We start from the raw sequence: 26445 nt of genomic DNA, 5'->3' as shown, positions 1-26445 counted from the left end.
ATCCTACATAAGTATACATAAGCAGATGTTTTGTCGGCTTGAGGAACGAAAGCCGACCTACTTTTCTACATTAATGTTTTTAAATAATGGTGGGCCGAGCCCACCCTACACGACTACAGCCCTTGGGTTTTTTTATTAACCTGGTCAAACAGGGCGCGCGCGTTCGGATCGTCGGGAAGATCGTGGCTGACCTCGTCCAGAATCTTCCGCGCCTCCTTCTGCCAGCCGCGAACGGCGTAGGCCTCGGCGACGCGCAGAAGGTGGAACCAGCCATGCTCCTGATCTATCCTGTAGCAGTGTTTGAAGACCTTTACGGCGGCCTCGGCGTAAGGCTCCCCCTGGCTGATGTAGAGGAGACCCAGCGGGATGAGGGCTTCGAGCATGTTCTGGTTAGTGTTGGTGATAATCTGGTAGGCGCGTATGGCCCCCTCGGGGTCGTTCTGCGCCTCTTTGAGCCTCGCCCACAAAAAACCGACCGTGGAGTTGGTCTTGGCGTCGCTGAGGTAGAGTTCGGTGAGGGTCTCCTCGGCCTCCTCAAGCTGGCCCAGATCGAGATAGCTGGCTCCGAGGATAAGGATGGCCTCCCTATCGTTGGGATGGGTTTCGAGACGTTTCCTTAAAAGGGGTACGGCTTCGGCCCCCCTATGCAGCTCGCGCAGGGTGGCGGCGACGGCGTAGAGGGCGCTGGTGAACTCCGGCGCTCCGGCGAGAGCCTTCTCGTAATATTTTCTGGCGGCCTCCATCTGTCCCTGCAGCCCTTCCAGAAGACCGCGCGTGTAGGCTACGGCGGGTGAGCCCGCGTCGATCTTCTCGGCTTCCTTCAGGCGTTTCGCCGCCAGCTCAAGCTCGCCCTGCTGGAGGGCGACGTATCCTTCACGAAAGACGTTCGAGAGGTTTTCAAAGAGGGGCTTTTCATGCTCGGGCATGGATTCGAGGTAGAGGTAAAAGACATCCTCGAAATGCTCCTCGATCTCCTCGCCGTGGGTATCGCCGCAGGAGGGGGAGGCGCAGCCCCCGCAGGAGGGCTCGAAAAGGCGCTTGGGCTTTTCCTCCTCCTCGCGGACGGGTTTTTTAGAAGCCTTCGCGGGGCCGATGGAGTTGAGGAGGGTGGTCGCCCTCTTCTTTAGATCGTCCTCTTTCCCGGCGAGGGTAAGGGCGAGCAGCGCGTGCTCCCTGGCCTTGTCCACGTCGAACTGGCCGAAGCACTCCGCCTCGTGAAGATTTTTCTCGACCAGCTTCTCCCGGCAGAGCCTCGCGCCCTTGCGGGCCTCGGTTACAGCGGGGTCTTTGTCGAGGACTTCCTCGTACCAGGAAAGCGCCTCGCTGTAGTTTTGCCGGTCGGCAAGTTTTTTTCCTTTTTCGAGGGCTTTTTCTTGCGTACTCTTCTTTGAGAACAATCCGAATACCATGTCTTCCTCACTTGTGCTTTTAACGTGCCGGGGCTAACAGGGTAAAGGTGAAGGTGGCTATTGTCAATGAGCGGCGAAGTTAAGAAAACATTTTCAGGCGTCAAGATTTTCACGGACGGCGGGTGCATCGGAAACCCCGGCCCCGGCGGCTGGTCCGCCGTCATCGAGCGGGAGGGTAGGTACGGGGAGTTCGGCGGCTTCGAGCCCGCCACCACCAACAACCGCATGGAGATGAAGGCCGCCATCGAGGCCCTGAAACACGTCGAAGAAGGAGGTCATTGCCTCGTCGTCACCGATTCCAAATACCTCGTCGATGGAGCTTCCAAGTGGCTCCGCGGGTGGAAAAAGAAGGGGTGGCGCAAGAGCGACGGCGAGGAGGTCTTGAACCTCGACCTCTGGCGGGAGCTTGACGGTCTTATCTCGACGCGGAAGGTCCTCTGGGAGCACGTCCGGGGCCACGCGGGCCATCCCGAAAACGAGAGGTGCGATAAGATAGCCAACTCCTTCGCGCGGGGCGACAAACCGGAACTGAAAACGGGCGACGGGTCGTGGATTTTCGCGGGCGGCAAAGAGGACGCGCCCTACCCTTCTCCGCTCTACCTGAGCTGCGTTGACGGGGCGATCGAGGAGCACAAGAGCTGGGTCGAATGCGAGGCGCGGATTAAGGGGGTGCGCGGCTCGAAGTGCAGGAAGGTGAAGACCCGCTCCGAGCACATAGCGGCGATAGCCGACTGGGAGGACAAATGATCGCCCTTCCCAAGGGTTTCGTACTGGCGGCGGGTTTCGGCACGAGGCTGCGGCCCCTGACGCTTCACAGGGCCAAGCCGGCCTTCCCTTTTTTCTCCGTTCCCATCGCCTCTCTGGCCCTCGATTCCTTGGCGGGGGCGGGGGTGAGGGACGTAGTGGTAAACCTCCACTACCTCGGCGAAACGGTGGTGGAAGCGCTTTCCCCCCGCATCCCTGCCGGGGTGGAGGTCTTCTGGAGCGAGGAGCGGGGGGATATCCTCGGCACCGGGGGGGCCGTCCTGCCCTGGCTGGACCTTCTGGGGTTCGACCACTTCTTTCTGGTCAACGGAGACACCTACCGGGGGCTGGACCCCTCCCCGATGCTGGCCTTCCACCTCGAACGCAAAAGCTCCGCCACCCTATCCCTTTCCCCGGCTCCCGCCGGGTGCGAGGGGCCGATAGAGATCGACGATGAGGGGCGCGTGGTGCGCTTTTTGTCGGCGCGCCGCCCCGGTTCCCCTTGCGGCAAACAGATGCTCTTCACCGGGATGCACATCTTCTCACCCGAGGCGGTCCCCTTTTTCCGCGCCGTAGGCGAGAATTCCTTCTGCGTCAACCGCGAGGTGAACGCGGCGATGGTAGGGGCGGGACTCGACCTCTTCGGCTACTGCCCCCATGAAGGCTACTTCTGGAGCGACCTCGGGACGCCGGAGAGCTACCTTTCCGCCCATTTCACTCTTCTCGAACGCGGAGGGATTCCAAAGGAAGCTCCCGGAACCTTCTTCGCGTCTGACTCGGAGACGAAAGAGGGAGGAAAGATAGCCGGTCCCTCCTGGCTCGGAGAGGGCGCGGTGGTCGAAGGAGGGGCGCAGGCGGGGCCCTTCGCCGTCCTCGGAAGGGACGCGAGGGTGCGCAGGGGGGCCCGCGTCTCGGGCTCGGTGGTCTGGGACGGCGTGCAGGTTAAAGAAGACCTCGATTTAGCCATCGAGGCGGGGTTTGGCAGGATAATCACCGGACCCGGAGGCGCAAGATGAGAATAGCCGTGATGGGCGCGGGGGCGGTCGGCTCCTACTTCGGCGCGAGACTCGCCAGGGCCGGGCTTGAGGTGATCCTGATAGGTAGGGGGCCCCACCTTACGAGGATGAAGCGCGACTCCCTCAGGGTCCGCTCGATCGACGGCGATTTCGACATAATAATGAAGACCGCCACCGACCCCGAAGAAGTCGGGGTCTGCGACCTTGTCCTCTTCACCGTCAAATCCTACGATACCGCCGAGGCGGCGCGCAAGATCGCCCCCCTCCTCGACCCCCGGACTCCGGTCCTCTCCCTCCAGAACGGCTTGGGAAACGAGGAGGCTATAGAGGAGATGATAGGGCCGGGAAGGGTCCTGCACGGCCTCTGTTACATAGGGGCGAGGATCGACGTGCCCGGCGAGGTGATCCACAGCGCCGCCGGAAGGGTGATTCTGGGCGAGACCGACGGGAGGAAGACCATAAGGGCGGTTCGGGTGGAGTCGGCCTTCGCCGACGCGGGGATCGCCGTGAAGGTAAGTTCCGAGATAATAGCCGAACAGTGGAAAAAGCTCCTCTGGAACCTCTCCTTCAACGCCATTTCGGCGCTCACCCGGGCCACCGTCGGCCAACTCCTCGCCGTTCAGGAGTGCGCGAAGATAGCGAAGGACGCGATGGAGGAGGCGCTGGCGGTGGCCAAAGCCGAGGGGGTGCAGCTTCCCTCCGACCTTGTCTTTAGGGTGCTGGAGTCCAACGATCAGTACCGGGACCTTCGCACCTCGATGCTGCAGGACGTGGAGAGGGGCGGGAGGCTGGAGTTCGAGGCGATAAACGGAACTGTGGTCCGCCGGGGAAAGCACGCCCGCGTCGCCACCCCCTCGAACGAGGTGCTTTACGGGCTTTTAAAGTGCCTCGACCGGGTGCTGGCGGAAGAAAGAAAGATAAACTCGGAGATCTCCCGCCGATAGAACCCCGAGGTCGTTTAGAAGCTTAAAGGGAAAGCTCCTGATTTTACTTCAGCTTCCGGCAATCCGGGTTTCATCATTCCTTTAGGGGTTATTTAAAACGTCACGAGAAGCCCCGGATTCAAGGAGACGCGCAGCGAGAAGCGAGACATAACCGGGTGTTAGGCGAGCTTCGAGCGAGCACGCGACGAAGAAGACGGGGCTCACAGTAGTTTTAAACAACCCCTACTAGTTCTGAACGGGGATTATGAGCTTCTGGCCGGGCTTTAGGGGGCTTGTCTTCCCCAACCCGTTCGCGCTCATCAGGTCGCCCAGCTTTACCGAGTGCTTCCGGGCGATCAGCGAGAGACTGTCGCCGGGCTGAACGTCGTAGGTTCCCGCTCCGGTCTGGGCAGAGGCGACGGCCTGATCGGGGGCGGCGGGCTTTACGGCCGGGGGCGGCGGGGGCTGTTTTGAAGGGGCGGAGGCTTTCGCGAAGAGTTCCTTGTTGGCGGCGGGTATCGTTATGAAGTACCTGCCCTCAGGGAGGTCCCCGCCGGTCATCCACGGGTTCAGAATCAGGAGGTAGCGGTAGCTTATGCCCGCGTAGGAGGCGACGGTCTTCGGAGAGATGGATTTTCTCACCGAAAGCTCCACCTCGTCGGTATCAAGTTCCGCGTAGAGCTTCGCCTGGGACATGTCTATCCCGAACCTCTCGGGATTTTCGCCGACCAGCTTCGCGGCGATTATGCGAAATACGTAGCGCTCGGTCTCGGCGGGGAGCTTGAGGGCGAAGTAACTCGATTCCCCCTGTTCCCTTCTGGCGTCCATAACCCTCCCCGGCCCCGCGTTGTAGGCGGCCAGGGCGAGCGGCCAGTCGCCGAAGGTTCCGTAAAGATCCTCCAGAAAATCCGTCGCCGCGCAGGTAGCCTTGTCCCAGTCCCTGCGCTCGTCCATGCACCTTGTCTGTTTGAGCCCTTTTTCGCTTCCCGTCGCCTTCATGAACTGCCACGGCCCCGAGGCCCCGGCCTTGCTGAGGGCGTCGGCGCGAAGGTTGGATTCCGCGACGGCGACGTATTTGAGGTCGTCGGGAAGCCCCTCCTGTTTCAGCGCCCGCTCTATATCGGGAAAATAGCGGGGCATTCTCTTGAGCCAGAGGGAGGTCTGGACGGGGTTTCCGAGAATCACGAGAAGCTCGAATTCCAGCCTCTCCCGCACGTCCTCGTAGCCGAGAGGAATCTCCTTGCCGCAAAAAAGGATCTTCTCGGGAAGGCCGACCGCTACGAGACGGCCGACGGGGTCTACGGGCCATCCTTCGGCTTTGGCGGGCGCGCCGCAGCTCAGGAGCGCGGCAAGAATTAAAGGCGTAAAAAATCTGGCGAGGGAATTCATAAAACGCTCCGGTGCTGTTACAGAACTTCTTTGCGAAAGATTGTACTCCGTCGGACGCCGATTCGCATGCCTAAAGTTTTTTCGACGCTTTATCAAGCAAAGGCAGGTCGAAGACCTTCTGCCACGTTTCACCTTCTTCGTAAGCCTTCCTGACCGCTCCCACAAGTTCCCTTTTCTCGATCGCGTCCCTTAGCCAGGCGTCGGCGCTCTCTTTCCAGCCGTCTTTGAAGTCCGTGGAATATTTGATCGTGGGGAGGCTCATTTCCTCGATCTCGACCGGCTTTTCGAGCCACTTCGCGACCTTTTGGGCTATCTTGCCGGGATTTTGGGATACGTAGCGGTTGGCGCGCAGGACCAGGGTGAGGAATTTTTCGGCTTGCCCGGGGTTTCGGCTGATGAACTCCTCTCTGGCCCCGAGGGCGCAGCAGGGGAAATACCCCTCGCCTCCGGCCGTTTCAAAGTCCCCGATATATGCGATTATCTTTCCCGCTCCGGCGAACTGGGCCTCCGCCAGAAGCGGCTGCATTCCCACGAACCCGTCTACGAGGCCCGCTTTCACCGCCGGGATCAGGTTGTTTTGTCCGTAGAGGTTGATCATCAGAACCCTTGCCGAGGAATTCTCCAGCCACTTTCCAGAGGGAATCCCCTCGCGCCAAAGAGCGGCCCCCAGAGCCCCCTGCTGATTTGACCCCTCGGTCTTGTACCCGATGCGCAGGGGTTTTTCCCGCCAGCGGGCAAGCGCCACGAACTCCTTCCAGCTTCGGGCGCACATATCGGCGCTCACCACCAGGCCCGTTCCGCCCGTCGTTATCGGCGCGACTACCTTTACCGGCCTCCCCTCATCGACGGCCCGAACCATTTCCGGAAAAGAGCCGAAAGCGAAGTCGAACTGGTCCTCGCAGAGTTTCCGGACGTTTTGCGAATCCCCGCCGCTCGAATCGAGGGTGACGTGGGCTATGACGGTCCCCCCCTCTATGAGGTCGTAATCCTTCTTAAAGGTTTTTTCCTGAAGGTAGAGATTGCCGTTTTCCTGAAAATACTCCGGCGAGAGCGCCGCTACGTAGAGAGCGGCGTGGTGGTCGTGGGGGGCGCAAGCGACGCGGATTACAGGTATGCGGGCGGGCTCCCGCGAACAGGCTGAATAAAGCAGAAAAGCGGCTGCGGCTGACATGAAAAGACGCATCGGTAACTTCGGCATCATGGCGTCCTCAAGGATTGATTGTGCGCATGATTTTAAGCGATTGGGCGAGGGCAAGAATAACCCAACGGCAAAAAACCGCAATCGCAATGCGCCGCGCGGCCTGCCGGCAGGCCGAAATCAACTCGTTTTTGAGGAAAATCAAAGCAAAGAGGGTTTTACCGAAACTTCCGCGCGTTTGCGGGAGCGGGGGGAGCGAGGTCAGGCGGTGCCGAAGGTTTTACCGAGCATATCCGGCTTTATCCCGAGTATCCGTATCGCGGCGTCCCAGCGCTCCTCATAGGGAAGATCGTAAACGATCTGTTCGGAGGCGGGAATGACCAGCCAGTCGTTTCTCCGTATCTCGTCGTCCAACTGTCCGGGGCCCCAGCCTGAATAACCGAGGGCGAAGAAGAACTTTTTCGGCCCTTCGTTCCTGGCGATCTCGGCGAGGATGTTTAGCGTCGTGCCCAGGCTCACGAAATCGGTGACCTCAAGGGAGTGCTCGTACTTCGGTCCGCCTGAATAAAGCAAAAAGCCCATCTGGGGCTCGACCGGCCCGCCGCAGTGGGCAAGCGCATCCGTTCCCCCGGTCCCCGGAATTTCGAGCCCCTCAAGCACCTCTTTCAGGCAGCAGGGCAAAGGCCTGTTGACCACGAGCCCCATTGCGCCTTCCGCCGCGTGTTCGCAGACGAGAACGACCGCACGGTGAAAGTTCGGGTCCGTCATGTGCGGCATCGCGACGAGGAATTGACCTTTAAGATTTATAGTGTCGATGGGAGTCTCCGGGAGCGATTTCGTCCGGCGGGCCAAAAGCATTCCACCCGCTTCGTCCGGCGCGTTTTTGCCAACGCATTAAATTTATCCGGTTTTGGCGACAAAAGTTGTAAAAACAAAAAAATCCCGCCAAAAAAAAGACGGGATTTTCAAGACTGCAATTTTCGCTTTTTGGAAAACCCTAGATTCCCAGCATTATCTCCTGGAACTTCGCCCACCAGTGCTTCAGCGCCAGAAGGACGCCTATGGAGGCTCCCATGACTACTATAAAGAGCCACATGGCGAAGCTGGTAAGCATGGAGGCGCGCGAGTTGCGGGCCATAATCTCCTGCCTCGCCGCCTTCTGGAGAGCCGCCGCGCTTTCCGCCACTTCCTCGCCGCTCTTGTTGGCCTGGGTGAGGAGGTCGGTCAGCAGGTTGAAGTTGACCGTGTCTCCTATGGCATAGGCCAGTGCGTCGATGGTGTTTCTGTACTGCTGGGTCTTCGAGGCTATTTCGTCGAGAGATTTAAGGTTGGCGCTCTCCGTGGTTATCTCCCTGGCCTTGGCGATGCGCGCCAGCAGCGCGTCCGTCTCCACCCCGATTGCGGTAAGCTGCTGCTCGGCGAGCGCGGGGTTCTTGGCCCCGGCCCCGGTGTAGAGGTAGGTGTACATGTCGCGCTGAACGGCGGTGACGTGCTGTTCGATTTCGCTGGCGGCCTGCGCGAAGGGCTGGTACTCGGCCACGACGCCGTGCACGGCCCGGTTTATGAGAACGCTTATCGTAACTGTCGTGATGTTGACGAAGATGAGGAGCGCCACGAGGTAGGTGAACCAGCGTCTTAGTTCTACACCAGCAGGTCTTTCACTCATTTTTACTTCCCTTCGATATCGAGGGTGATAAGTTTCGTCGAGGAATGGTCGCTTTTTTCCGAGTGGTCGTAGGCGGCGAAGGAGGCGTAGTAGTGGCCTCCCAGCTTCAGGGTCACGTCGTCGAGGTTCCCGGTGGCCAGCTTGCGCGAAAACTCCACGGTCCACATGTTGTTTCTCCAGCTCCCCACGGCCCGCACGTCGCCCGAGCTGCCGGAGGGCTGGGCTTTTACGTAACTGGGGACGGTGTCGAGGGTGGTTGCGGACGCGATGGGGACGTACAACTCCCAGGCGGGCTTTCCGCCGTCGGATTTGTTCTGTACGTGTATGCTGGCGCCGTTTCTGGCCTGGTAGATATTGGATTCGGGAAGGGGAGAGCGGCTGATCTTGAGAATCTTGTCCGCCGCGTACCCCGAAAGCTCCGACCAGAAAGCGCGCCACAGCCAGACGTCCATCTCCTGCTCTTCACCGCTTACCATGCAGGAATCGCCGGGCTGCCTGCCCATGTAAAGGGCCATCGAGAAGGCGTCGTCAACCTCTTCCGAGGGACGGAACCGTTTGTTCTGGCGAACCCAGGGCCGGTAAGCGACGTTCTTGGTCCTGTCCGGCCACTTGACGAGGAAAAAGATTTCGTTGCCGTTTTGCACGGCGCGAATCTCCATCGTCCCCCCGGCTCCGCCCTGGAGGGGAACCTTGAGTACTTTCGACTCGCCCCACACCTGATCGCTGTCGTTGCCGTCAACGGCGGGCGAGCGGGAGCCCTTTTTCACCTTGAGGACGTCTCCGGTCTGGGACTTGAGCTCCTCCAGCGTTCTCCTGGCGTCTTCCGCGTGGCGTCCCTCGGGGTAGGCGCGAAGATATTCGGCGAGCCCCTTGTCCGTGCCCCGGCTCTTCTCGTAGAGGGAATCCTCCCTGACTGTCTCGATTCTTTCCCTCGCGGCCTGCGCGTCGGGGGATTCGGGATAGATCTGGAGGAATTTTTCGTAGGCCTCAACAGTGTCGGCCGACCGCGCGGAAGCGTAGGCGCTTGATATCGCCTTTCTCGCCTTTTCCTCGCCGGCGCGTTTTTTTGCTTCCTCTTCGGCTTTTTTCCTGTTTTCTTCCTCTGCCTTCCTCTTTGCCTCGGCGACTTTTTCGGCGTTTTTCATTTCGTCGAGCCGTTTTTGCGCGGCAAGGCGGTAGATCGAGTGGGGGTAGTAATTCAGGAAAGCCTGGAGGCTGTCTCTGGTATCGTCCTTTTTAGCCCTCTCCCAGGCCATTTCTTCCTTCAGCGCCTGGGCTTTTTTCGTGGCGACAACGGCCTGGGGGGTGCTTTTATAGGTTTTGGCGAACTCTTCGAGGGCTCTGGGGTCGTTGGAGTCGATGGCCTCCTGGAGTACTTTCGTTATTTTGTCCTCCTCGGCTTTTTTGAGGAGGTCGAAACCCACGAAATTGACCTTATAGACAACCCCCTCCTTCGTCTTCGAGGTGGCGGCGTACTCCACCCTCTCGTCGGCGTCGCAGAGGGTTTCCCCGCCCTTGCCCATAGCCATGCGGTAGTAGTCGTTCTTGGAGCCGTAAAGGAAGAACTCGGCCTTCCCCTCATCGGTGAAAAAGGAAAATTTAAGGCGGAGGTTGCCCTCCTCGCGGGTGTAGCTGAAAGATTCGGCGCGGGAGTTGGCGGTTTTCACCGCGTCGGTTATCTGCGCGATCTTTTTATCTTCGCTGTCGGAGGTAATGTCATAGAGAACGTCGCCGGGAAAGACGATGTCGAGGGGGAGGGCGAGCGCCTTCAGGGGGGAAAGAGCGAGGAGGAGAACCGCCGTCAGGAAGAGAGTTTTGATACAATCTGGCGAAGTTCGTCCCCTATCTGGGAGGCGGACTTCGGATCGACGAAGGCTGAAACGAAACGCTCCACCCTCGTCACCAGCTGCTGGAATTCGTCTAGTGTATCCCCGCATTTCTCCACCGCTTGCAATAGCCGCTTTGATTCGCGGCCGAATTTCTGTTCAAGAATAACCTTCAATTCCTCACGGATTTCCGCGGGAGTCGAGACCTTCCTGGCTGGAGGCTGTGAAGCTACTGGCTCCTCAACCGGCGCTATTATACCATAGCCATCGCCAGAATCGTACCCCAGAACGCTTACAGTTTCTTCTTCTACAAAAATTTCCGGAAGTTCGGTGGAGAAATCGTCTTCAGCAGGGGGGGGCGGCGGCGAAACCGCCTCAACCTCCTGAGCGGCCTCGACCACAGGCTGGGCTTCCGCCGCTTTCTCCCTTGCTTCCCGGGAATCCCTCGCGGATTCGTCCATGAGGCGGGCGGCTTCCATGACCAGATTTGTCGGGTCCATGAAAATCGTCTGCGCGGGAGGCTTTAAATCGGCCCTGAAGCGGAACTCCCCCTCGACGAGGCGAAAGAGCATGAAGACGGCGTCTTCACCGGAAAGGTCTCCCATTTCGGCGTGAACGACGTTTCCTTCCTGAAAAAAAAGCCTGGCGGAAGCGCCGTTGTGCTCTACGCCGAGCACACCGCTCTTCCTGCCGAACCCGACGAGCTGAATCACGTCGGGAAGACTGAAATCCTTAAGATTACCCCAAAGCTCCAATGCCGCTAAACTCCCGTGGTGGCGCCGTTAAAGTTACTTTCACGCAGCGCCGTCCGTATCGGGACGGGTAATTTTTCGCCGCCCGATTTTCCGCAACTTGCCGCCTTTGAAAAAAGTATAAGGTTCACCGGCGTCTGGCTGCAATTTGCGAATGCGCCGGGGCCAGTAGTCAAAGCATACCCCTCCCTGTCCGGATGCGTTATGAATTTCGGCATGGACACGTCGCGCTTGTAACCTTCACATTCTTTTTTCCCAACCCCCTTCGTGTCAAGGCAGAAGTTGATATTTTCTTTAATTGGCAATATCGTACGTAAACATCTTTGACGTTATTTAAAAATTCCTGCGGCCCTGCGGCCCAACCTCCGGCGCTTTCGTGAAAACTAAAAAGTTCAACCCATCACTGGCTAAATTTATTATTTCCGAGCCCCGCTGGCGCGGCGAGCCCGCTACGGAACTGCCCATGGTGGTGGTCGCCGGGCGCTCCAACGTCGGGAAATCCTCCTTTATTAATTTCATACTGAAAAGAAAAAATATCGCCCGCACCTCCTGCACGCCCGGCAGAACGAGGCTTCTCAACTTCTTCGAGGTGGACGAAAAGCTGATTCTGGTGGACGTTCCCGGCTACGGATACGCCGAAGCCCCGAAGGAAGAGGTGCGGCGCTGGATCGAGCGGGTAGCTGAATTCATAAAAGAGTGCGGCAAGATTGCCATAGTCGTGCAACTCCTCGACATACGGCGGGAGCCCTCCGGCGACGACAGGTGGTTCGCCGGTCTTGTCCGCGATTCCGGTAAAACCCTTTTGCCTGTCGTGACCAAGGCGGACAAGGCCCCGAGGTCCCAGCGGGAGAAGAGGGCCAGAGAGATTGCCGCCTCCATCGGCTACGGCGGCAGAATAATTCTCACCACGGCGAAAGACGGAGAAGGTTACGAGGAGGTCTGGAAAGCGATCTTCGACAACCTCCGCCGGGAGGAAGAAGGGGGCGCGGGGAAAAGAGTCACGGTAGTCACCATCGACGGCCCCTCGGGAGCCGGAAAATCCACCGTGGCGAAACTTGTCGCCGGAAAGCTGGGGTTCAACTACCTCGACACCGGGGCGATGTACCGCGCCATAGGCTGGAAGGCCGACAGGGAAGGCGTGTCCTTCGAGGACGAGGAGGCGCTCGCAAAACTCTGCGCCGAAACCACCCTGGAGTTCCGCAGGGAGGGGGGGACCGCGAAGATTTACCTCGACGGCGAGGACCTCTCGGAGAAGATACGGGAACACAGGGTAAGTTCGCTGGCCTCCCGCGTCTCGGCGGTGCGGACCGTGAGGGAGGCGATGGCCTCCTTCCAGCGCACCATCGGCCTGGGAGCCCCGACCGTCGCGGAGGGGCGCGACATGGGCACGGTGGTGTTCCCCGACGCCTTTTTGAAGATATATCTCACCGCCTCTCCCGAGCGCCGGGCGAAAAGGCGGGTTCTCGAACTGCACGAGAGGGGGCAGGAGGCGGTTTACGAAAAGATCCTCGCCGACATCAAGGAGAGGGACAAAAACGACTCCACCCGCGCCCACTCGCCCCTCAAACCAGCCGACGACGCGGTCCTCATCGATTCCGGAGAGCTTAGCGCCGAAGAGGTCGCACGGGAGATTGAGCGTCTCGCCCTTAAGGCGATGGAGATCAAAAAGTCATAATAATCTTCACCCGGCCAAAAAACGAAACCCCGTGTACCGGACCTTACGGCCTGATACACGGGGTTTAAAGGCTGTCGGACAGTTTTGAGTCTTGTCCGGGACTAGCTAGTGCAGCCTTCGCTGCAGTGCGCGACTCTCGGAAGCATGAAACGTTTCATCACCAAAACACCTCCTTCCGTTTTGAATTCCTTACAGAAAAAAAGTTAACGACGAAAAACCCGTTAGTCAAGGACTCCGGCGAAGAGACCGGGGTAAAAATTTTCTATTCGCGGACTTCCCCTGACCTTTTCCCCGGAGCATCCTCCGGGCGCGGCTAAAAAGCTCCCCGGCGGCCAAAACCCGGTATATTTTTCTTTCGGAAAACGCAGGGAAACAGGGTCCGGGAGGGGGGGGTCGCAGGGGGGTTTTGCAGCCGTCCGAAACCCCCGCCTCATTCCGGTAGCCGCAAGGCATTGATAATAAAGAATAATTTACGCCCCGGCGAGCGTCTTTCGGCGCTTCCTTAAATTGACTCAAATCATATTTTTTTAAGTGAGGTTAAAAGTTTTCCCGAACCCTTGATGGGGCGGGTTTTGGAAGTTATATTTATCGTTCGACCTGTTTTCCCTGGGGTTTTTAAAATATCGGCCCGCAGGAAATTTTACGGAAGAAACAAGGAAATTCAGAGGTTTTCAATTATGTACGGTACCATAAACGGAAGCGTTCCCGCCATCGACGAAAAAGTCTGGGTGCAGGTTCGCACTAGATTCATCACAAACGTCTACGGCTGGATGGCGGGAGGTCTCGGGGTTAGCGCGGCCGCCGCGCTTCTGGTCCTGAAGAGCGACTACCTGATGACCACCTTCATCATGAACGGAGCGTGGTTCACCGGCCTCATCATCGCCCAGCTCGGCCTCGTGATGGGACTTTCCTGGGCGATAGGCAGAATCTCCACCGCTACGGCGAGCTGGCTTTTCGTGCTTTACAGCGCCCTTTCCGGCATGACGATGTCGGTCGTCCTTCTGCGCTATACCTCAGCCTCGGTGCTTCAGACCCTTGCGGTGTCGTCGGCGGTCTTCGGGGGAGCGGCGCTTTACGGCACCTTCACCAAAAAAGACCTTACCTCCTGGGGCTCCTTTCTTCTCATGGGGCTTCTGGGGCTGGTAATCGCCACCGTGGTTAACATCTTCACCGCCCTGGCGTGGCTGGACTGGGCGCTGACCTATCTGGGCGTCTTCATCTTCACGGGGCTCGCGGCCTACGATTCCCAGAAGATACAGCGCATCGGCCTGGAGGCCTCCGCCTACGGCGACGACTCTCTCTCCCGCGCCTCAATCTACGGGGCGCTGGCCTTGTACCTCGATTTCGTCAACCTGTTTTTGTTCATGCTCCGGCTCACCGGCCGCTCTCGCGACTAACAAGAGCCTTTGAACCGATTTGAAGCGAATATTCCAGAAATCACCATAATTCGAGGAGGTTGTTAATGTCCCAACGCCGCATGCTCACCGTCGACGGCAACGAAGCCGTCGCCTCGGTTGCGCACCGCCTTTCAGAGATCGCGGTAATCTACCCGATTACCCCTTCCTCGACGATGGGCGAACACGCAGACGAGTGGAGCGCCAACGGGCAGAAGAACATCTGGGGAACGGTTCCCAAAGTGGTTGAAATGCAGTCCGAGGGCGGGGCCGCCGGCGCGATGCACGGCGCCGTACAGTCCGGCTCTCTGGTAACCACTTTCACGGCCTCCCAGGGGCTTTTGCTGATGATTCCCAACATGTACAAGATCGCGGGCGAGCTTACCCCCTTTGCGATGCACGTCAGCGCCCGCGCCCTTGCCGTCCAGTCTCTCTCCATCTTCGGGGATCAGTGCGACGTTATGGCCGTGCGTCAGACCGGCTTTGCCATGCTCGCCTCGAACTCCCCGCAGGAAGCCCACGACCTCGCGGCGATAGCCCACACCTCGACGCTTACCTCGCGCATACCCTTCCTCCACTTTTTCGACGGCTTCCGCACCTCCCACGAGGTAGCGAAGATAGAGATACTCTCCGACGAGGATCTCCGCCACCTGGTCTGCGAGAAGTCGATACATGAGCACAGGGCGCGGGCGCTTACTCCCGACAGGCCGGTCCTTCGCGGCAGCGCGGCCAACCCCGACACCTATTTCCAGACCAGGGAGACAAGCAACTCCTTCTACGCGGCGGTACCGGAAAAGGTCGAGGCCGCGATGGAGAAGTTCAAGCACATCACCGGGCGCGAATACCGCCTCTTCGACTACGTCGGACACCCCGAGGCGGAGCGCGTCATCGTGATAATGGGCTCCGGCGCGGAGGCAGTCCACGAGACCGTCGAATACCTGGCCGCCAGGGGCGAGAAGGTCGGCTGCGTCAAGGTCCGCCTCTTCCGCCCCTTCTCCGCCGCCCACCTGATGAAGGCCCTTCCCGACGCAGTGAAGGCGATAGCCGTCATGGACAGGTGCAAGGAATCGGGCGCGCTCGGCGAGCCGCTGTACATGGACGTGGTCTGCGCCCTGCGCGAGGCCAAAGCGAGCGGTTTTTGCACCCTCAGGCGCGACCCCCTGGTCATCGGAGGGCGCTACGGCCTCTCGTCGAAGGAATTCAACCCCGCGATGATAAAGGCGGTCTTCGACAAGCTGAAAAAGCCCGACCCGAGGCTCCACTTCACCGTGGGCATCAACGACGACGTTACCGGGCTCAGCCTCGTCTACGACGAGAGCTTCGACATCGAGCCGGACGACGTCGTAAGGGCGGTCTTCTTCGGCCTCGGAGCCGACGGTACGGTCGGGGCGAACAAGAACTCGATCAAGATTATCGGCGAGGAGACTGATTTCTACGCCCAGGGGTACTTCGTCTACGACTCGAAGAAATCCGGCGGCACGACCATCTCGCACCTTCGCTTCGGCCCCCGCCCGATACGCTCTACCTTCCAGATACACAAGGCCAGCTTCGTGGCGTGCCACCTCCACGCTTTTCTGGAGAAGTTCGACATGCTCCAGACCGCGCAGAAGGGGGCGACCTTTCTTCTCAACACGCCCTTCGGGCCGGACAAGGTCTGGGACGTGCTCCCCTCCCCCGTCCAGAGCTCGATAATCGAAAAGAAGCTGAAGTTCTACGTTATCGACGCCGGCGAGGTCGCCCGCAGCACCGGCATGGGCGGCAGGATCAACACCGTCATGCAGACCTGCTTCTTCGCCATCTCCGGCGTCCTTCCGAGGGAGGAGGCGATAGCCAAGATCAAGGCCGCCATCGAGAAGACTTACGGAAAGAAGGGCAAGGAAGTCGTCAGAAAGAACTTCGAGGCCGTCGACCAGACCCTCGCGAACCTCTTCGAGGTCAAAATCCCGAAGAAGGTGAGTTCCCTGCGCCCCCTTCCCCCGACCGTCTCTCCCGAGGCGCCGGATTTTGTTAAGAACGTGACTGCGATTATGATCGCGGGCAAGGGCGACCAGCTTCCCGTCAGCGCCTTCGCTCCGGACGGCACCTGGCCCACCGGCACGACGAAGTGGGAAAAGAGAAACATCGCCCATTCGATACCGATCTGGGACAAAGACCTGTGCATCCAGTGCGGCAAGTGCTCGATGACCTGCCCCCACGCCACCATACGCATAAACTATTACGACCCGAAATACCTCGCGAAGGCTCCGGCCGCTTTCAGAAGCACGGATTCAAAGACAAAGGATTTCGAGGGTATGAAGTTCACCGTACAGGTCGCGCCCGAGGACTGTACCGGCTGCGGCCTCTGCGTGAGGACCTGCCCGGCGGCCGACAAGGCCGACCCCGCGATAAAGGCGATAAACCTCAGGCCAAGGGCGGAACACGTCGAGGAAGAAAAGGAGAGCTTCAACTATTTCCTCACCATTCCCCGCCCCGACCCCTCCACGCTGAAATCCGACGTAAGGGGAAGTCAGCTCCGCGAGCCTCTCTTCGAGTTCTCCGGCTCCTGCGCGGGCTGCGGCGAGACCCCCTACGTAAAACTCCTTACCCAGCTCTTCGGCGACAGGCTCATGATAGCCAACGCCACCGGCTGCACCTCCATCTACGGCGGAAATCTTCCGACGACGCCCTACACCAAGAACAAAGAGGGCAGAGGCCCGGCTTGGGCGAACTCCCTCTTCGAGGACAACGCCGAATTCGGCCTGGGTTTCAGAGTCTCAATCGACCAGCACAGAGAGTACGCCTCCGAGCTTCTCAGGAAGGCGGCCCCGAAGGTCGGCGACGACCTCGTAGCGTCCATTCTCGGCGCGGACCAGACGACCGAAGCCGGAATCGAGGAGCAGCGAAAGCGAGTAGCCGCCCTCAAGGCCAAAATCGAGGAGATAAAGGGCAAGGAGGCGCACCGCCTTCTGGACGTGGCGGATTACTTCGTCAAGAAGTCCGTCTGGATTCTCGGCGGCGACGGCTGGGCCTACGACATCGGCTACGGCGGCCTCGACCACGTCCTGGCTTCCGGCCACAACGTAAACGTCCTCGTCCTCGACACCGAGGTCTATTCCAACACCGGCGGCCAGCAGTCCAAGGCCACTCCTCTCGGCGCGGCGGCGAAGTTCGCGGCGGCGGGCAAGCCCCTGCCCAAAAAAGACCTCGGCATGATAGCCATGACCTACGGCACAATCTACGTCGCACAGGTCTCGCTGGGCGCGCGCGACGCCCACACCATCCGCGCCATGCAGGAGGCCGAGAGCTACAACGGCCCCTCGCTGATCATCGCTTACTCCCACTGCATCGCGCAGGGTTTCGACCTTAGCCACGGCAACGAGCAGCAGAAGATGGCGGTGGAATCCGGCCACTGGCCGCTTTACCGCTTCGACCCGCGCAGAACGCTCGCCGGAGAGAACCCGCTCCAGCTGGATTCCGGCGACATAAAGATTCCCCTGGCCGATTACGCCTACAACGAAACCCGCTACAAGATGCTCAAGCTGGTAGACCCGGAACGCGCCGCATACCTCATGGAGGAAGCGCAAAAGGAGACCACCAGCCGCTACCACCTCTATCAGGCTCTGGCATCAATGAAGATGCCGAAATAGCACCGCAAAAAACGCAAAGCGAGGCGTCCGGAGCTTACTCCGGACGCCTCTTTTTCTGGAAGGGCGAGCAGCCCGGTGCTCCTCTCCCCTCTTGACAAGAAAGTCCTTCGCGTTTAATCTTCACAGTCTCCGGGCGCCATGGCCAAGTGGTAAGGCAGAGGTCTGCAAAACCTTCATCCCCAGTTCAAATCTGGGTGGCGCCTCCAGCTAAAAACTCCAGCCATTACAGCTGGTTATGAAATGAAAAGGGGTCTCCTCGCGAGACCCCTTTTTGTCATATATGCCGAAGCGTGACCCAAGGCTTGCCCGTAAATAGGCCTTTCGGACGGGTTGTCTAGGCGGGCACGGTTACTCTTACCGTCGTCCCTTTGCCGTATTCGCTGGCGATCTCAAGTCTCGCGCCGAGGCTTTCCGCGAGATGCTTGACGATGGAGAGGCCGAGGCCGGTCCCCCCCATGGCGCGGGAGCGGCCGGGGTCGACGCGGTAGAAGCGTTCGGTGACGCGGGGCAGGTCTTCGGGTGGAATGCCTATGCCGGTGTCGGCTACCGTGTAGACAACGCCGCCTTCCTCCCTGCCGAGCGATATGGAGACTTCTCCGCCCTCAAGGGTGTAGCGGACCGCGTTCTGGACCAGATTTATGAGTATCTGCTCGATTTTTTCCGGATCCGAGTCCATGAACAGGGGCTCTTCCGGCAGGGAGACTTTCATCGCAATGCCGTTCTTTTGCGCCTCGCCGGCGAAAAGCTCGGAGACGTGGCGGGCGGGCTCGCGGGCGTCGAAGGAGGCGATCTTGACTTTCTCGGCCGCCGTTTCGGCTCTGGCGAGGTCCGAGACGTCGGTCAGGAGGTTCTCCAGCCGCAGGGAGTTTCTCTTGATCGTTTCAAGGAATTTTTTGACCGCGACCGGGTCGGAAAGGGCGGAATCGAGAACGGTTTCGGCAGAGCCCCTTATCGCCGTCAGCGGAGTCCTAAGCTCGTGGGCGAGGTTTACGATGAAGTCGCTCCTGACCTTTTCCAGATGGGTCTCCCTCGTTATGTCGCGAAGAACCAGCAAGACCTCGGGGTTTCCGTCTTCCCCCGGAAGGGGGTGTACGGTCACCTCGAACTTCCGGTGAGGTTCGCTCCAGGAGATGCGGAACGGCTCGGAGGCGGCCTCGCCTGCAGACACGCTCTCCACCGCTTCGAGCACCTTCGGATTTCTTATCGCCTCGCCCACGTTGAAGGTGAAGACTCCGAGGGAAGCTATGCGAAGGAGTTTTCGCGCGTGCGAGTTGGCGAGGGAGAGGTTTTTGTCTTTGTCGAAGACGAAGACGGCGTGGGGAAAACCCTCTATCAGGGCCGAGAGGGTTTCCTTGTCGCGCCTCAGTTTTTCTACCTGTTTTTCTATCTCGTCCCTAAGCGCGGTCAGGCTTCGCTCCATGTCGGCCAGTTCGTCGTCCCCCTCGGAGCGGAGAATCTGGGAGTAGTCCCCCTTCTCGATGGCGGAAGCGAACCGTATCATCCTCTCGATCCGGGAGTTCAGAGATCTCGCCAGAAACCAGGCCAGAAGGAGCGCAATCAGGACGGCGGGAACCGCCGCTAGGGCCATTCTCATCCGCACCTGACCCAGCACCGCCTTCACCTCGGATACCGGGACGGCGGCGCGAAATACCGGATCGCCCGGAATGGCCACGTAGAGCATCTCTATGCCGAGGGAGGCGCTGTGGCGAAGGTTTCTCCCCTCCCGCCCGGCAAGCGCCTCGGCTACCTCCGGGTGGGTGGAGTGGTTTTCCATCACGGAGGGGTCGAGGTGGGAGTCGGCCAGAACCTTTCCGGTCTTGTCCACTACGGTAAAGCGCACGCGCGTCGCGTCGCCCAGCCGCCTGACGAGGGGCTGGAGACCGGAGAAGTCCGCATGGCGGACCGTATCTTCCCTGAGCATGAGGGCGAAGCGCTCAACCTGGTCGCCGAGCCGGTTTATCTCGCTCTCGGTCAAAAAGCGGTCGAGGGCGACGCCCCCGGCTATTATCAGCGCCAGAAGAACGAAAACGCTCTGAAGGAATACCCTGGAGAAAAAGCTGCGGGACAAGGGTCAATCCCCCTCTTTGGAGGAAGGATTGAAGCGGTAGCCGGTTCCCCGGACCGTTTCAATCCATTTCGGGTTCGCCGGGTCGTCCTCGATGCGGGAGCGGAGGCGTCGCACGTGCACGTCAACGGTGCGCGGGTCCACGAAAACCTCGGAATCCCACGCCTGCGAAACGAGCTGGTCGCGGTTGTAGACCCTGTCGGGGTGCGTCGCGAAAAAAGCCAGCAGCCGGAACTCCTGCGGGGTAAGGAAGAGTTCTTCCTTGCCCTTGAAGGCCCGGTGGGCGTCCATGTCTATCGAAAGCTCCCCGAAACGCAGCGAGGGACGCCTCGAACCTTCGCCGCGCGAGCGCTTCAGCACCGCCCTCACCCGCGCGAGAAGTTCCCCGGGGCTGAAGGGCTTGGTGACGAAATCGTCCGCGCCCAGCTCGAAGCCGACCAGCTTGTCGGCCTCGGCGCTTCTGGCGGTCAGCATGATTACCGGGATGGATTGTGTCTTTGGACGGGAGCGGATCGCGCGAAGCACCTCGAAGCCGCGAAGGTCCGGGAGCATTTCGTCGAGGATGACCAGTTCCGGCGGGTTCTCCTCGGCCAGCGTCAGAGCCGTTCTGCCGGTGAGCGCCTTTTCCACCTTGAACCCGGAAATCGAGAGGTTGTATTCAACCAGGTCGAGAATATCTTCCTCGTCATCGACTATGAGGATTCGCGTCATAGGCTAATCTCCGTCCACGGCGGCGCATTTCTCCGCAAAATAAGTATGTCGGATGTCCTTGCCCTTTACCAGGTATATGACCATCTGGGAGATGTTCGTGGCGTGGTCTGCGATGCGCTCGAGGTACCTGCCTACCATGCCGAGTCCGAGCGCCCGCGATATGTTGGAGGGGTTCTCGATCATGTAGGTCACCAGTTCCCTGAAAACCTGCTCGTTGATCCGGTCAACCTCGTCGTCACGGGCGCATACGCTCTGAGCCAGCTCAGCGTCGCGAAGCACATAGGCGTCCAGGCTGTCGTGAACCATGCTCATCGCCTTTTGCGCCATGCGCGGCAGGTCGATGAGGGGCTTTAGGGGCGGCGCTTCTATGAGTTCGAGGGTGCGCTCGCAGAGGTTTACCGAAAGATCTCCGATTCTTTCGAGGTCGGTCGATATCTTCAGCCCCGTGATAATCAGGCGAAGGTCGCTTCCGGCGGGCTGGCGAAGAGCCAGAAGCTCTATGCACTGCTCGTCGATCTCGACCTCCAGCTTGTTTATAATGTGGTCGCGCGCGATGGTCTCCTTTGCAAGAGCCACGTCCCTTTCGATAAGCGCCTTCATTGAATTGGCTATCGCCTCTTCGCAAAGACCGCCCATCCTGAGAATCTTCTCCCTCAGTTTTTCGAGGTCCTGCTCGTAGGATTTGCTGGTGTGCTTTTCCATCGTCTATTCCATTCCTAGCCGAAACGCCCGGTGACGTAAGCTTCGGTGCGCTCTTCTTTGGGATTCGTGAAGATCTTTTCGGTCCTATCGTATTCTATAAGTCTGCCCATGTAAAAGAAGGCCGTATTCTGCGAGATTCTGGCTGCCTGCTGCATATTGTGGGTGACTATGATTATGGCGTAGCGCGTTTTTAATTCCTCTATAAGGTCTTCGAGCCGGGCGGTGGAGATCGGGTCGAGGGCGCTTGCGGGCTCGTCCATCAGGATAACTTCCGGCTCAACGGCAAGGGCTCTGGCGATGCAGAGGCGCTGCTGCTGCCCGCCCGAGAGCTGCAGGGCCGATTCCCGCAGGCGGTCCTTCACTTCGTCCCAGAGCGAAGCCTTCTTTAGGGAATTCTCCACTATTTCAGCCAGCACTGTCTTGTCTTTTTTCCCGTGGAGCTTCGGCCCGTAGGCCACGTTGTCGAAGATCGACTTCGGGAAGGGGTTGGATTTCTGGAAGACCATCCCGACGCGCCTTCTAAGCTCGACCACGTCCGTAGCGGGAGAGAGGATGTCCTCCCCGTCGAGGAAAATCTCGCCCTCGGTGCGGACGCCGGGTATCAGGTCGTTCATCCGGTTGAGGCACCGAAGGAAGGTGGACTTTCCGCAGCCCGAGGGGCCGATGAGCGCCGTCACCTGATTGTTCGGGATATCGAGGCTTATGGAATCCAGCCCCTGTTTCTGGTCGTACCAGAGGCTCAGATTGCGGCAGCTGATTCTTGCTTCCGTCATGTCTATCGCGCTTTCTCCAGCTTTCTTCTCATCCTGTAACGTATGAGGAATGCTCCCAGATTCAGTATGAACACAAGACCCACGAGGGTGAGCGCCGTGCCGTAGGCGAGCGGCCTGACCTTTTCGATCGACTGGTGCTGCGTGGCCAGTATGTAGAGGTGGTAGGGCAGCGCCATGAACTGGTCGGTGGGCGATTTCGGCACGTAGGGCAGGTAGAAGGCCGCGCCCGTGAAGAGTATCGGCGCGGTCTCCCCAGCCGCCCGCGAAAGCCCGAGTATCGCCCCGGTAAGAATTCCCGGCATGGCCGGGGGAAGGACCGCCGTGCGTATCGCCTGCCAGCGCGTCGCCCCGAGAGCCAGAGCGCCGTCGCGGTAAGCTCTCGGGACGGAGCGAAGCGCCTCTTCGCTGGCCGTGATTATCCACGGCAGGGTCAAAAGTCCCATCGTGAGCCCCGCCGAGAGGAGATTGGTCCCCAACTTCATCAGGGTCACGAAGAGAACCACGCCGAAGAGGCCGTAAACTACGCTCGGGACCCCCGAAAGATTCCGTATGGCAAGCCTTATGAGGCGGGTTCCCTTGCTGTCCTCGGCGTACTCGTTAAGGTAGATCGCGGCTCCGACCCCGAGAGGAAGGGAAAATATGAGGGTGAGCATGCTCACGAACGCCGTTCCGGCGATGGCGGGGTAGATTCCCCCTTCGGTCATACCCTTTCGCGGCATGGCGGTGAGAAATTCCCAGCTCATCACTCCCCACCCCCTGCTGGTTATGATTCCGAGAATGAAGACGAGCGCAACAAAAGCCGCGAGGGTGCACAAAACGAGGTAGGAACGTCCGATAAGGGACCAGAAGCGCTTCATCGGCGTCTGCCCTGATAGCGATGGAGGACGTAATCCGCGACGAGGTTGACCGCGAAGGAGAGGATGAAGAGGGCGAACCCCACCGCGAAGAGGGCGTAGAAGTGGGTGGTTCCCTGCGGCACCTCGCCGAGTTCGATGGCTATCGTCGCCGTCATGGTGCGGACGGCGGCGAGAAAATCGGTCGGGAAAGCGGGGGCGTTGCCGCAGGCCATAAGCACCGTCATCGTCTCGCCTATCGCGCGCCCCAAAGAGAGCATCACGGCGGCCAGAATCCCCGGCGCGGCCCCCGGCAGGGTCACGCCTATGAGCGTCTCCCATGAATTTGCCCCCAGGGCGAGGCTTCCCTGCCGGTACTCCTGCGGCACGGCGCGAAAGGCGTCCTCCGAGAGGCTCACCACCGTGGGGAGGCACATAACGGAGAGGAGAATCGACCCGTTGAGGGCGTTCAGTCCGTTGGGGATGTTGAAGGTTCTGGCTATCCACGGACCTATGACCGCGACGCCCAGAAAGCCGACGACTACGCTGGGCACGCTTGCGAGCACCTCGATTGCGGGCTTGAGGAGCTCGCGCACCCGGTAATCGGCGAATTCCGAAAGGTAGGCGGCGACGCCGACTCCCAGAGGTATCGTTATGATCATCGCCCCGAGGGAAACGAGAAAGGTCGAAAAGACCATCGAGATGATGCCGTAACCGGCCTTTTCCGGGCTCGTGGGGTCCCAGCGCGCGGAGGTGACGAATTCAAATATGGAAATCTCTTTGAAGGCCTGCGCCCCCTGCCAGAGTAGGAGGATGAAAATGCCCGCCAGCACGAAAATGGAGGCATAGGCCGAGGCGGCCAGCGCCCATTCTATGAGTCTTTCGCTCCTCCTCACCGCCCGGGCCTTCCTGGGGAGCAGAGGTGCGGCGATCTCTCTTTTTACCGTTATTTCCGCGCCGTTCACTTTTTGAAAAGACTCCTTATAATAGTTTGAAAGAAGTCTACAAAAATCATGTTACGGCAATGTTACGGCGGAGTTGTCATGCCGTTAATACCGAAATCCCTCATGCTTTCTGCAATTTTTCCGGCTTGAACGGCGGTTAAGCGAATCTTCAGCTTGCGTTCATATTCCCGTAACAAAAGGCCGCTATGATTTCTCTCGTAGCACGAGGAAGAAAAAAATCAACCCAAAGTAAGGAGAAATCATGAAAAGAAACTTCATCGCAGCAGCAGTCGCCTCCCTTCTCATCGCGGGAACGGCCTTCGCCGCACCCAGCATGGTGCAGGTAAAAGGGTCCGACACCCTCGTCAACCTCTCCCAGAGCTGGGCCGAGGTCTTCACCGAAAAGACCGGCAAGCTCGTCGCGGTCACGGGCGGCGGCTCGGGCACCGGCATTGCGGCGCTCATCGACGGCAAGTGCGACATCGCCAACTCCTCCCGCGACGTTAAAAGCAGCGAAGTCGAGCAGGGCAAGGCCAAGGGCGTCGAGGTCGTGGAAATAGCCGTCGCCATCGACGGCCTTTCCGTAATCGTCGGCTCCGGCAACCCCGTAAAGGCGCTCACTCCCGACGACGTCGGCAAGCTCTTCCGCGGCGAGATAACCAACTGGAAGCAGCTCGGCGGCAACGACGCCCCCGTCACCCTCTACGGCAGACAGCCCAACTCCGGCACCTACGTCTTCTTTCAGGAGCACGTCCTCGGGAAGAAAGACTACTCCACCAAGATGAACCAGATGAACGGCAATTCCCAGATCATCGAGGCGGTCGCCAGGGACGCCTCCGCGATAGGCTACGTCGGCGTCGGCTACATCGTCGACGAGAACAAAAAGCTGGTCCCCGGCATCAAGCCCCTCAACGTAATCGGCAAGGACGGCAAGGAAGTAAGCCCGCTCGACACCGCCGCGGTGAAGTCCGGCAAGTACCCCCTCGCCCGCACCCTTTACCAGTACGTAAACGGCAAGCCCAAGGGCGACGTTAAGGCCCTCATCGAGTTCGAGCTTTCCGACGAAGGCCAGAAGATGGCCGAAAAGGCCGGCTTCGACACCATCGGCAAGGAACTCGTCGAGAAGAACCAGAAAGCCATCAAGTAAATTTTCATCCTGGAAGCTAAAAAAGGCCGCGAAATTCGCGGCCTTTTTTGCGCTTGGCGATCGTTGCACAGAGCACAGGGCGGGCTTGGCCCGCCAAAACCATAATGTTTTACTCTCGTCATTCCCGCGAAGGCGGAATTCAGGGGTAGGATGGGCTTTAGCCCATCAATTTACAGCTAGCGAGACTTCGCCTCGCGCTTCTTGGCACTTTTTTCTAAAAAAAGTGCCTCGGGTGCGGGGCGAAGCCCGGCAAGTATAGAATTACATTAGTGTATTTAGAAGATGGCGGGCCGAGCCCGCCCTACGCGACTTGGCTTGCCGAAGGAGGCGGCCGGAACGACCTTTTTATCCACAGCCTACAGGCGTATAATAGCGGCGAAATTAAATCATTATAGTTGGCGCAAATTTTTGTTGCGCTATGCTGTCGCCAACATGCCATACGAGCCAGCAAGGAAGACATCATGGATCAGCAGCCCAAAATCCCCCTTTCACTTTTAGGTTCATTGTTTCAACCTCAAGTGAAACCAAAGGTTTTTGTGAGTTACCATCATGGCAAAGATCAACCATGGTATGACAAGTTTAATACAGTATTTGGCAGTGGGTATGATATAATAATAGATAAGTCGCTAGAGAGAAGTATTGACAGCGAAGATACTAATTACATTAGACAAGAAATTAGAGATAATAATATTAAGGGATCATCCGTAACTATAGTTTTATGTGGGGTTGAGACTTGGAAACGCAGATGGGTTGATTGGGAAATATCCATGACTCTCAATAAAGAGCATGCTTTGTTAGGTATTATACTTCCTGCCCACACAAAAAACAATGAAGGCAAAATTGTTGTACCCGATAGACTTCATGCCAACATCGCTACTGGATACGCATATTGGATTAATTGGACTGAAAATCCGTCTGAACTCACAACGGCTATAAGTGTAGCAAAGGATCGTGCTAAACTAACAAGATTGATCGATAATAGTTTGCCGAAAATGAACCGGAGTCTGCCGTGAGTCAGTGTGCCTCAGATACCCCTATTGCTATGCCGTTAAGCTTTGACTTGGCAGAGTTGCTAAAACTTTCACTTGAATCAGGTGGCCTTACCTTACGTCTCGGCCCTATTCTTCTAATTATCATATTTTTACTTGTCATTTTTTTTAGCATTCATTTTTTTAGGCGTTGGAAATGGGTACTAGCCACATGGAGCCCTGTCGAGGCAGAGCTTGAAATAGCTAATTTGGGGAAAGTAAAAATTAAACCAAATACTGATACGGTTAGAATTGCCTACCAAGCGTGGGTGGAAATAAACACTAGAAAAGTTGGCTTGAGGTTTGACGAAGAGAACGATGTCATTGTAGAAGTATATAATAGCTGGTATCAGCTTTTTGGCATATTGCGAGATTTAACAAAACAGATTCCAGCCCATAAGTTAAGAGATTGCGAAGATACAAGAAAACTTGTTCACATAATGCACACAGTTTTAAATGAAGGTCTGCGACCACATTTAACGCGATGGCAAGCCAGGTTTCGGCATGAATATGACCTCCTTAGGAAAAATCAACCAAACACGCCACCTCAAGAGTTGCAACGCCAGATTATTGGATATTCTGACCTTATACAGGACTTAAAGAATGTAAATGAGCAATTTGTGAAGTACGGTGATTGGTTAAGAAGAATAGCCGATGGCCAACCGTCCTCTTGATACGTTTCAA

Annotated in this window: 22 protein-coding genes and 1 tRNA gene; 10 read left to right on the top strand and 13 right to left on the bottom strand. The window is 58.4% G+C overall.

Annotated features, from left to right (window positions below; translation table 11 throughout):
• Nucleotides 1-113 precede the first annotated feature (113 nt).
• Complete coding sequence (locus EPN96_11235; protein TAL15960.1) at nt 114-1409, bottom strand: tetratricopeptide repeat protein; 1296 nt, start codon at nt 1407-1409, stop codon at nt 114-116.
• 66 nt (nt 1410-1475) lie between these two features.
• On the opposite strand from EPN96_11235, the gene EPN96_11230 reads away from it, so the two are divergent.
• Genes EPN96_11230 through EPN96_11220 form a run of 3 tightly spaced genes read left to right on the top strand, consistent with a single transcriptional unit; the run spans nt 1476 to nt 4113 of the window.
• On the top strand, nt 1476-2156 hold the full coding sequence (locus tag EPN96_11230; GenBank protein TAL15959.1) for a ribonuclease HI: 681 nt from the start codon (nt 1476-1478) through the stop codon (nt 2154-2156).
• Nucleotides 2153-3169: an NDP-sugar synthase gene (locus EPN96_11225; GenBank protein TAL15958.1), complete on the top strand. Its 1017-nt coding sequence runs from the start codon at nt 2153-2155 to the stop codon at nt 3167-3169. The genes EPN96_11230 and EPN96_11225 overlap by 4 nt, the downstream gene beginning before the upstream one ends.
• On the top strand, nt 3166-4113 hold the full coding sequence (locus EPN96_11220; protein ID TAL15957.1) for a 2-dehydropantoate 2-reductase: 948 nt from the start codon (nt 3166-3168) through the stop codon (nt 4111-4113). Before EPN96_11225 ends, EPN96_11220 begins: the two co-directional genes overlap by 4 nt.
• Nucleotides 4114-4338: 225 nt before the next feature.
• Here the strand turns inward: EPN96_11220 and EPN96_11215 are convergent, their stop codons facing one another.
• The 6 genes from EPN96_11215 to EPN96_11190 form a co-directional block, all read right to left on the bottom strand.
• Nucleotides 4339-5481, bottom strand: a complete 1143-nt coding sequence (locus tag EPN96_11215; GenBank protein ID TAL15956.1) for a LysM peptidoglycan-binding domain-containing protein — start codon at nt 5479-5481, stop codon at nt 4339-4341.
• A gap of 70 nt (nt 5482-5551) precedes the next feature.
• On the bottom strand, nt 5552-6682 hold the full coding sequence (locus EPN96_11210; protein TAL15955.1) for an ABC transporter substrate-binding protein: 1131 nt from the start codon (nt 6680-6682) through the stop codon (nt 5552-5554).
• A 198-nt stretch (nt 6683-6880) separates the two neighbouring features.
• Nucleotides 6881-7477, bottom strand: coding sequence for a DUF179 domain-containing protein (locus EPN96_11205; protein ID TAL15954.1), 597 nt, complete (start codon nt 7475-7477; stop codon nt 6881-6883).
• 139 nt (nt 7478-7616) lie between these two features.
• Nucleotides 7617-8285, bottom strand: coding sequence for a hypothetical protein (locus EPN96_11200; protein ID TAL15953.1), 669 nt, complete (start codon nt 8283-8285; stop codon nt 7617-7619).
• A gap of 2 nt (nt 8286-8287) precedes the next feature.
• Complete coding sequence (locus tag EPN96_11195) at nt 8288-10222, bottom strand: hypothetical protein (GenBank protein ID TAL15952.1); 1935 nt, start codon at nt 10220-10222, stop codon at nt 8288-8290.
• Nucleotides 10087-10866 carry a DUF4388 domain-containing protein gene (locus EPN96_11190; GenBank protein ID TAL15951.1) on the bottom strand — a complete coding sequence of 260 codons (780 nt, stop codon included), beginning with the start codon at nt 10864-10866 and terminating at the stop codon, nt 10087-10089. Before EPN96_11190 ends, EPN96_11195 begins: the two co-directional genes overlap by 136 nt.
• A 946-nt stretch (nt 10867-11812) precedes the next feature.
• On the opposite strand from EPN96_11190, the gene EPN96_11185 reads away from it, so the two are divergent.
• The 4 genes from EPN96_11185 to EPN96_11170 all read left to right on the top strand — a co-directional run bounded on the left by EPN96_11185 (nt 11813) and on the right by EPN96_11170 (nt 17764).
• Entirely contained in the window at nt 11813-12538 is a 726-nt protein-coding gene (locus EPN96_11185) for a (d)CMP kinase (protein TAL15977.1), read from the top strand.
• A gap of 677 nt (nt 12539-13215) precedes the next feature.
• Complete coding sequence (locus EPN96_11180; protein TAL15950.1) at nt 13216-13935, top strand: Bax inhibitor-1/YccA family protein; 720 nt, start codon at nt 13216-13218, stop codon at nt 13933-13935.
• Between the two features lie 65 nt (nt 13936-14000).
• Nucleotides 14001-17558 (top strand): pyruvate:ferredoxin (flavodoxin) oxidoreductase, encoded by a 3558-nt coding sequence (nifJ, locus tag EPN96_11175; GenBank protein TAL15949.1) that lies wholly within the window; start codon nt 14001-14003, stop codon nt 17556-17558.
• A 132-nt stretch (nt 17559-17690) separates the two neighbouring features.
• Nucleotides 17691-17764, top strand: a tRNA-Cys gene (locus EPN96_11170).
• A 128-nt stretch (nt 17765-17892) separates the two neighbouring features.
• Here EPN96_11170 and EPN96_11165 read toward each other — a convergent pair.
• From EPN96_11165 to pstC, 6 genes are read right to left on the bottom strand one after another with little or no spacing between them, the layout of a single operon-like run.
• A complete protein-coding gene (locus tag EPN96_11165; protein TAL15948.1) occupies nt 17893-19626 on the bottom strand; it encodes a HAMP domain-containing histidine kinase in 1734 nt (577 codons plus the stop codon).
• A gap of 3 nt (nt 19627-19629) precedes the next feature.
• The gene (locus tag EPN96_11160) at nt 19630-20334 is read right to left on the bottom strand and encodes a response regulator (GenBank protein ID TAL15947.1); all 705 of its coding nucleotides are present in this window, start codon (nt 20332-20334) and stop codon (nt 19630-19632) included.
• Nucleotides 20335-20337: 3 nt separating this feature from the next.
• The gene (gene phoU / locus EPN96_11155) at nt 20338-21036 is read right to left on the bottom strand and encodes a phosphate signaling complex protein PhoU (GenBank protein ID TAL15946.1); all 699 of its coding nucleotides are present in this window, start codon (nt 21034-21036) and stop codon (nt 20338-20340) included.
• Between the two features lie 14 nt (nt 21037-21050).
• Nucleotides 21051-21809 (bottom strand): phosphate ABC transporter ATP-binding protein, encoded by a 759-nt coding sequence (locus tag EPN96_11150; GenBank protein TAL15945.1) that lies wholly within the window; start codon nt 21807-21809, stop codon nt 21051-21053.
• A 2-nt stretch (nt 21810-21811) separates the two neighbouring features.
• Entirely contained in the window at nt 21812-22666 is an 855-nt protein-coding gene (gene pstA, locus EPN96_11145; GenBank protein ID TAL15944.1) for a phosphate ABC transporter permease PstA, read from the bottom strand.
• On the bottom strand, nt 22663-23538 hold the full coding sequence (pstC, locus tag EPN96_11140) for a phosphate ABC transporter permease subunit PstC (protein TAL15976.1): 876 nt from the start codon (nt 23536-23538) through the stop codon (nt 22663-22665). Before pstC ends, pstA begins: the two co-directional genes overlap by 4 nt.
• Before the next feature lie 310 nt (nt 23539-23848).
• Between pstC and EPN96_11135 the strand changes: the two genes are divergently transcribed.
• The 3 genes from EPN96_11135 to EPN96_11125 all read left to right on the top strand — a co-directional run bounded on the left by EPN96_11135 (nt 23849) and on the right by EPN96_11125 (nt 26435).
• On the top strand, nt 23849-24733 hold the full coding sequence (locus tag EPN96_11135) for a PstS family phosphate ABC transporter substrate-binding protein (protein TAL15943.1): 885 nt from the start codon (nt 23849-23851) through the stop codon (nt 24731-24733).
• A gap of 479 nt (nt 24734-25212) precedes the next feature.
• Entirely contained in the window at nt 25213-25746 is a 534-nt protein-coding gene (locus EPN96_11130; protein ID TAL15975.1) for a hypothetical protein, read from the top strand.
• Complete coding sequence (locus EPN96_11125) at nt 25743-26435, top strand: hypothetical protein (GenBank protein TAL15942.1); 693 nt, start codon at nt 25743-25745, stop codon at nt 26433-26435. Before EPN96_11130 ends, EPN96_11125 begins: the two co-directional genes overlap by 4 nt.
• Nucleotides 26436-26445 lie beyond the last annotated feature (10 nt).

It is taken from the genome of bacterium (genome assembly GCA_004322275.1).
Lineage (GTDB): Bacteria > Desulfobacterota > Deferrisomatia > Deferrisomatales > BM512 > SCTA01.
Note: the sequence above shows the minus strand (reverse complement) of the source record. Positions and strands in the feature narration are given on the sequence as shown.

Bases quoted from the DNA above. Each gene is read 5' to 3' on its own strand.
- EPN96_11205 (TAL15954.1), bottom strand. From the start codon at position 7,477: ATGCTTTTGGCCCGCCGGACGAAATCGCTCCCGGAGACTCCCATCGAC.
- EPN96_11150 (TAL15945.1), bottom strand. From the start codon at position 21,809: ATGACGGAAGCAAGAATCAGCTGCCGCAATCTGAGCCTCTGGTACGAC.
- EPN96_11195 (TAL15952.1), bottom strand. From the start codon at position 10,222: ATGCGGGGATACACTAGACGAATTCCAGCAGCTGGTGACGAGGGTGGA.
- pstA (TAL15944.1), bottom strand. From the start codon at position 22,666: ATGAAGCGCTTCTGGTCCCTTATCGGACGTTCCTACCTCGTTTTGTGC.
- EPN96_11235 (TAL15960.1), bottom strand. From the start codon at position 1,409: ATGGTATTCGGATTGTTCTCAAAGAAGAGTACGCAAGAAAAAGCCCTC.
- EPN96_11230 (TAL15959.1), top strand. From the start codon at position 1,476: ATGAGCGGCGAAGTTAAGAAAACATTTTCAGGCGTCAAGATTTTCACG.
- EPN96_11215 (TAL15956.1), bottom strand. From the start codon at position 5,481: ATGAATTCCCTCGCCAGATTTTTTACGCCTTTAATTCTTGCCGCGCTC.
- EPN96_11135 (TAL15943.1), top strand. From the start codon at position 23,849: ATGAAAAGAAACTTCATCGCAGCAGCAGTCGCCTCCCTTCTCATCGCG.
- EPN96_11200 (TAL15953.1), bottom strand. From the start codon at position 8,285: ATGAGTGAAAGACCTGCTGGTGTAGAACTAAGACGCTGGTTCACCTAC.
- EPN96_11225 (TAL15958.1), top strand. From the start codon at position 2,153: ATGATCGCCCTTCCCAAGGGTTTCGTACTGGCGGCGGGTTTCGGCACG.
- EPN96_11160 (TAL15947.1), bottom strand. From the start codon at position 20,334: ATGACGCGAATCCTCATAGTCGATGACGAGGAAGATATTCTCGACCTG.
- EPN96_11210 (TAL15955.1), bottom strand. From the start codon at position 6,682: ATGATGCCGAAGTTACCGATGCGTCTTTTCATGTCAGCCGCAGCCGCT.
- phoU (TAL15946.1), bottom strand. From the start codon at position 21,036: ATGGAAAAGCACACCAGCAAATCCTACGAGCAGGACCTCGAAAAACTG.
- EPN96_11180 (TAL15950.1), top strand. From the start codon at position 13,216: ATGTACGGTACCATAAACGGAAGCGTTCCCGCCATCGACGAAAAAGTC.
- nifJ (TAL15949.1), top strand. From the start codon at position 14,001: ATGTCCCAACGCCGCATGCTCACCGTCGACGGCAACGAAGCCGTCGCC.
- EPN96_11220 (TAL15957.1), top strand. From the start codon at position 3,166: ATGAGAATAGCCGTGATGGGCGCGGGGGCGGTCGGCTCCTACTTCGGC.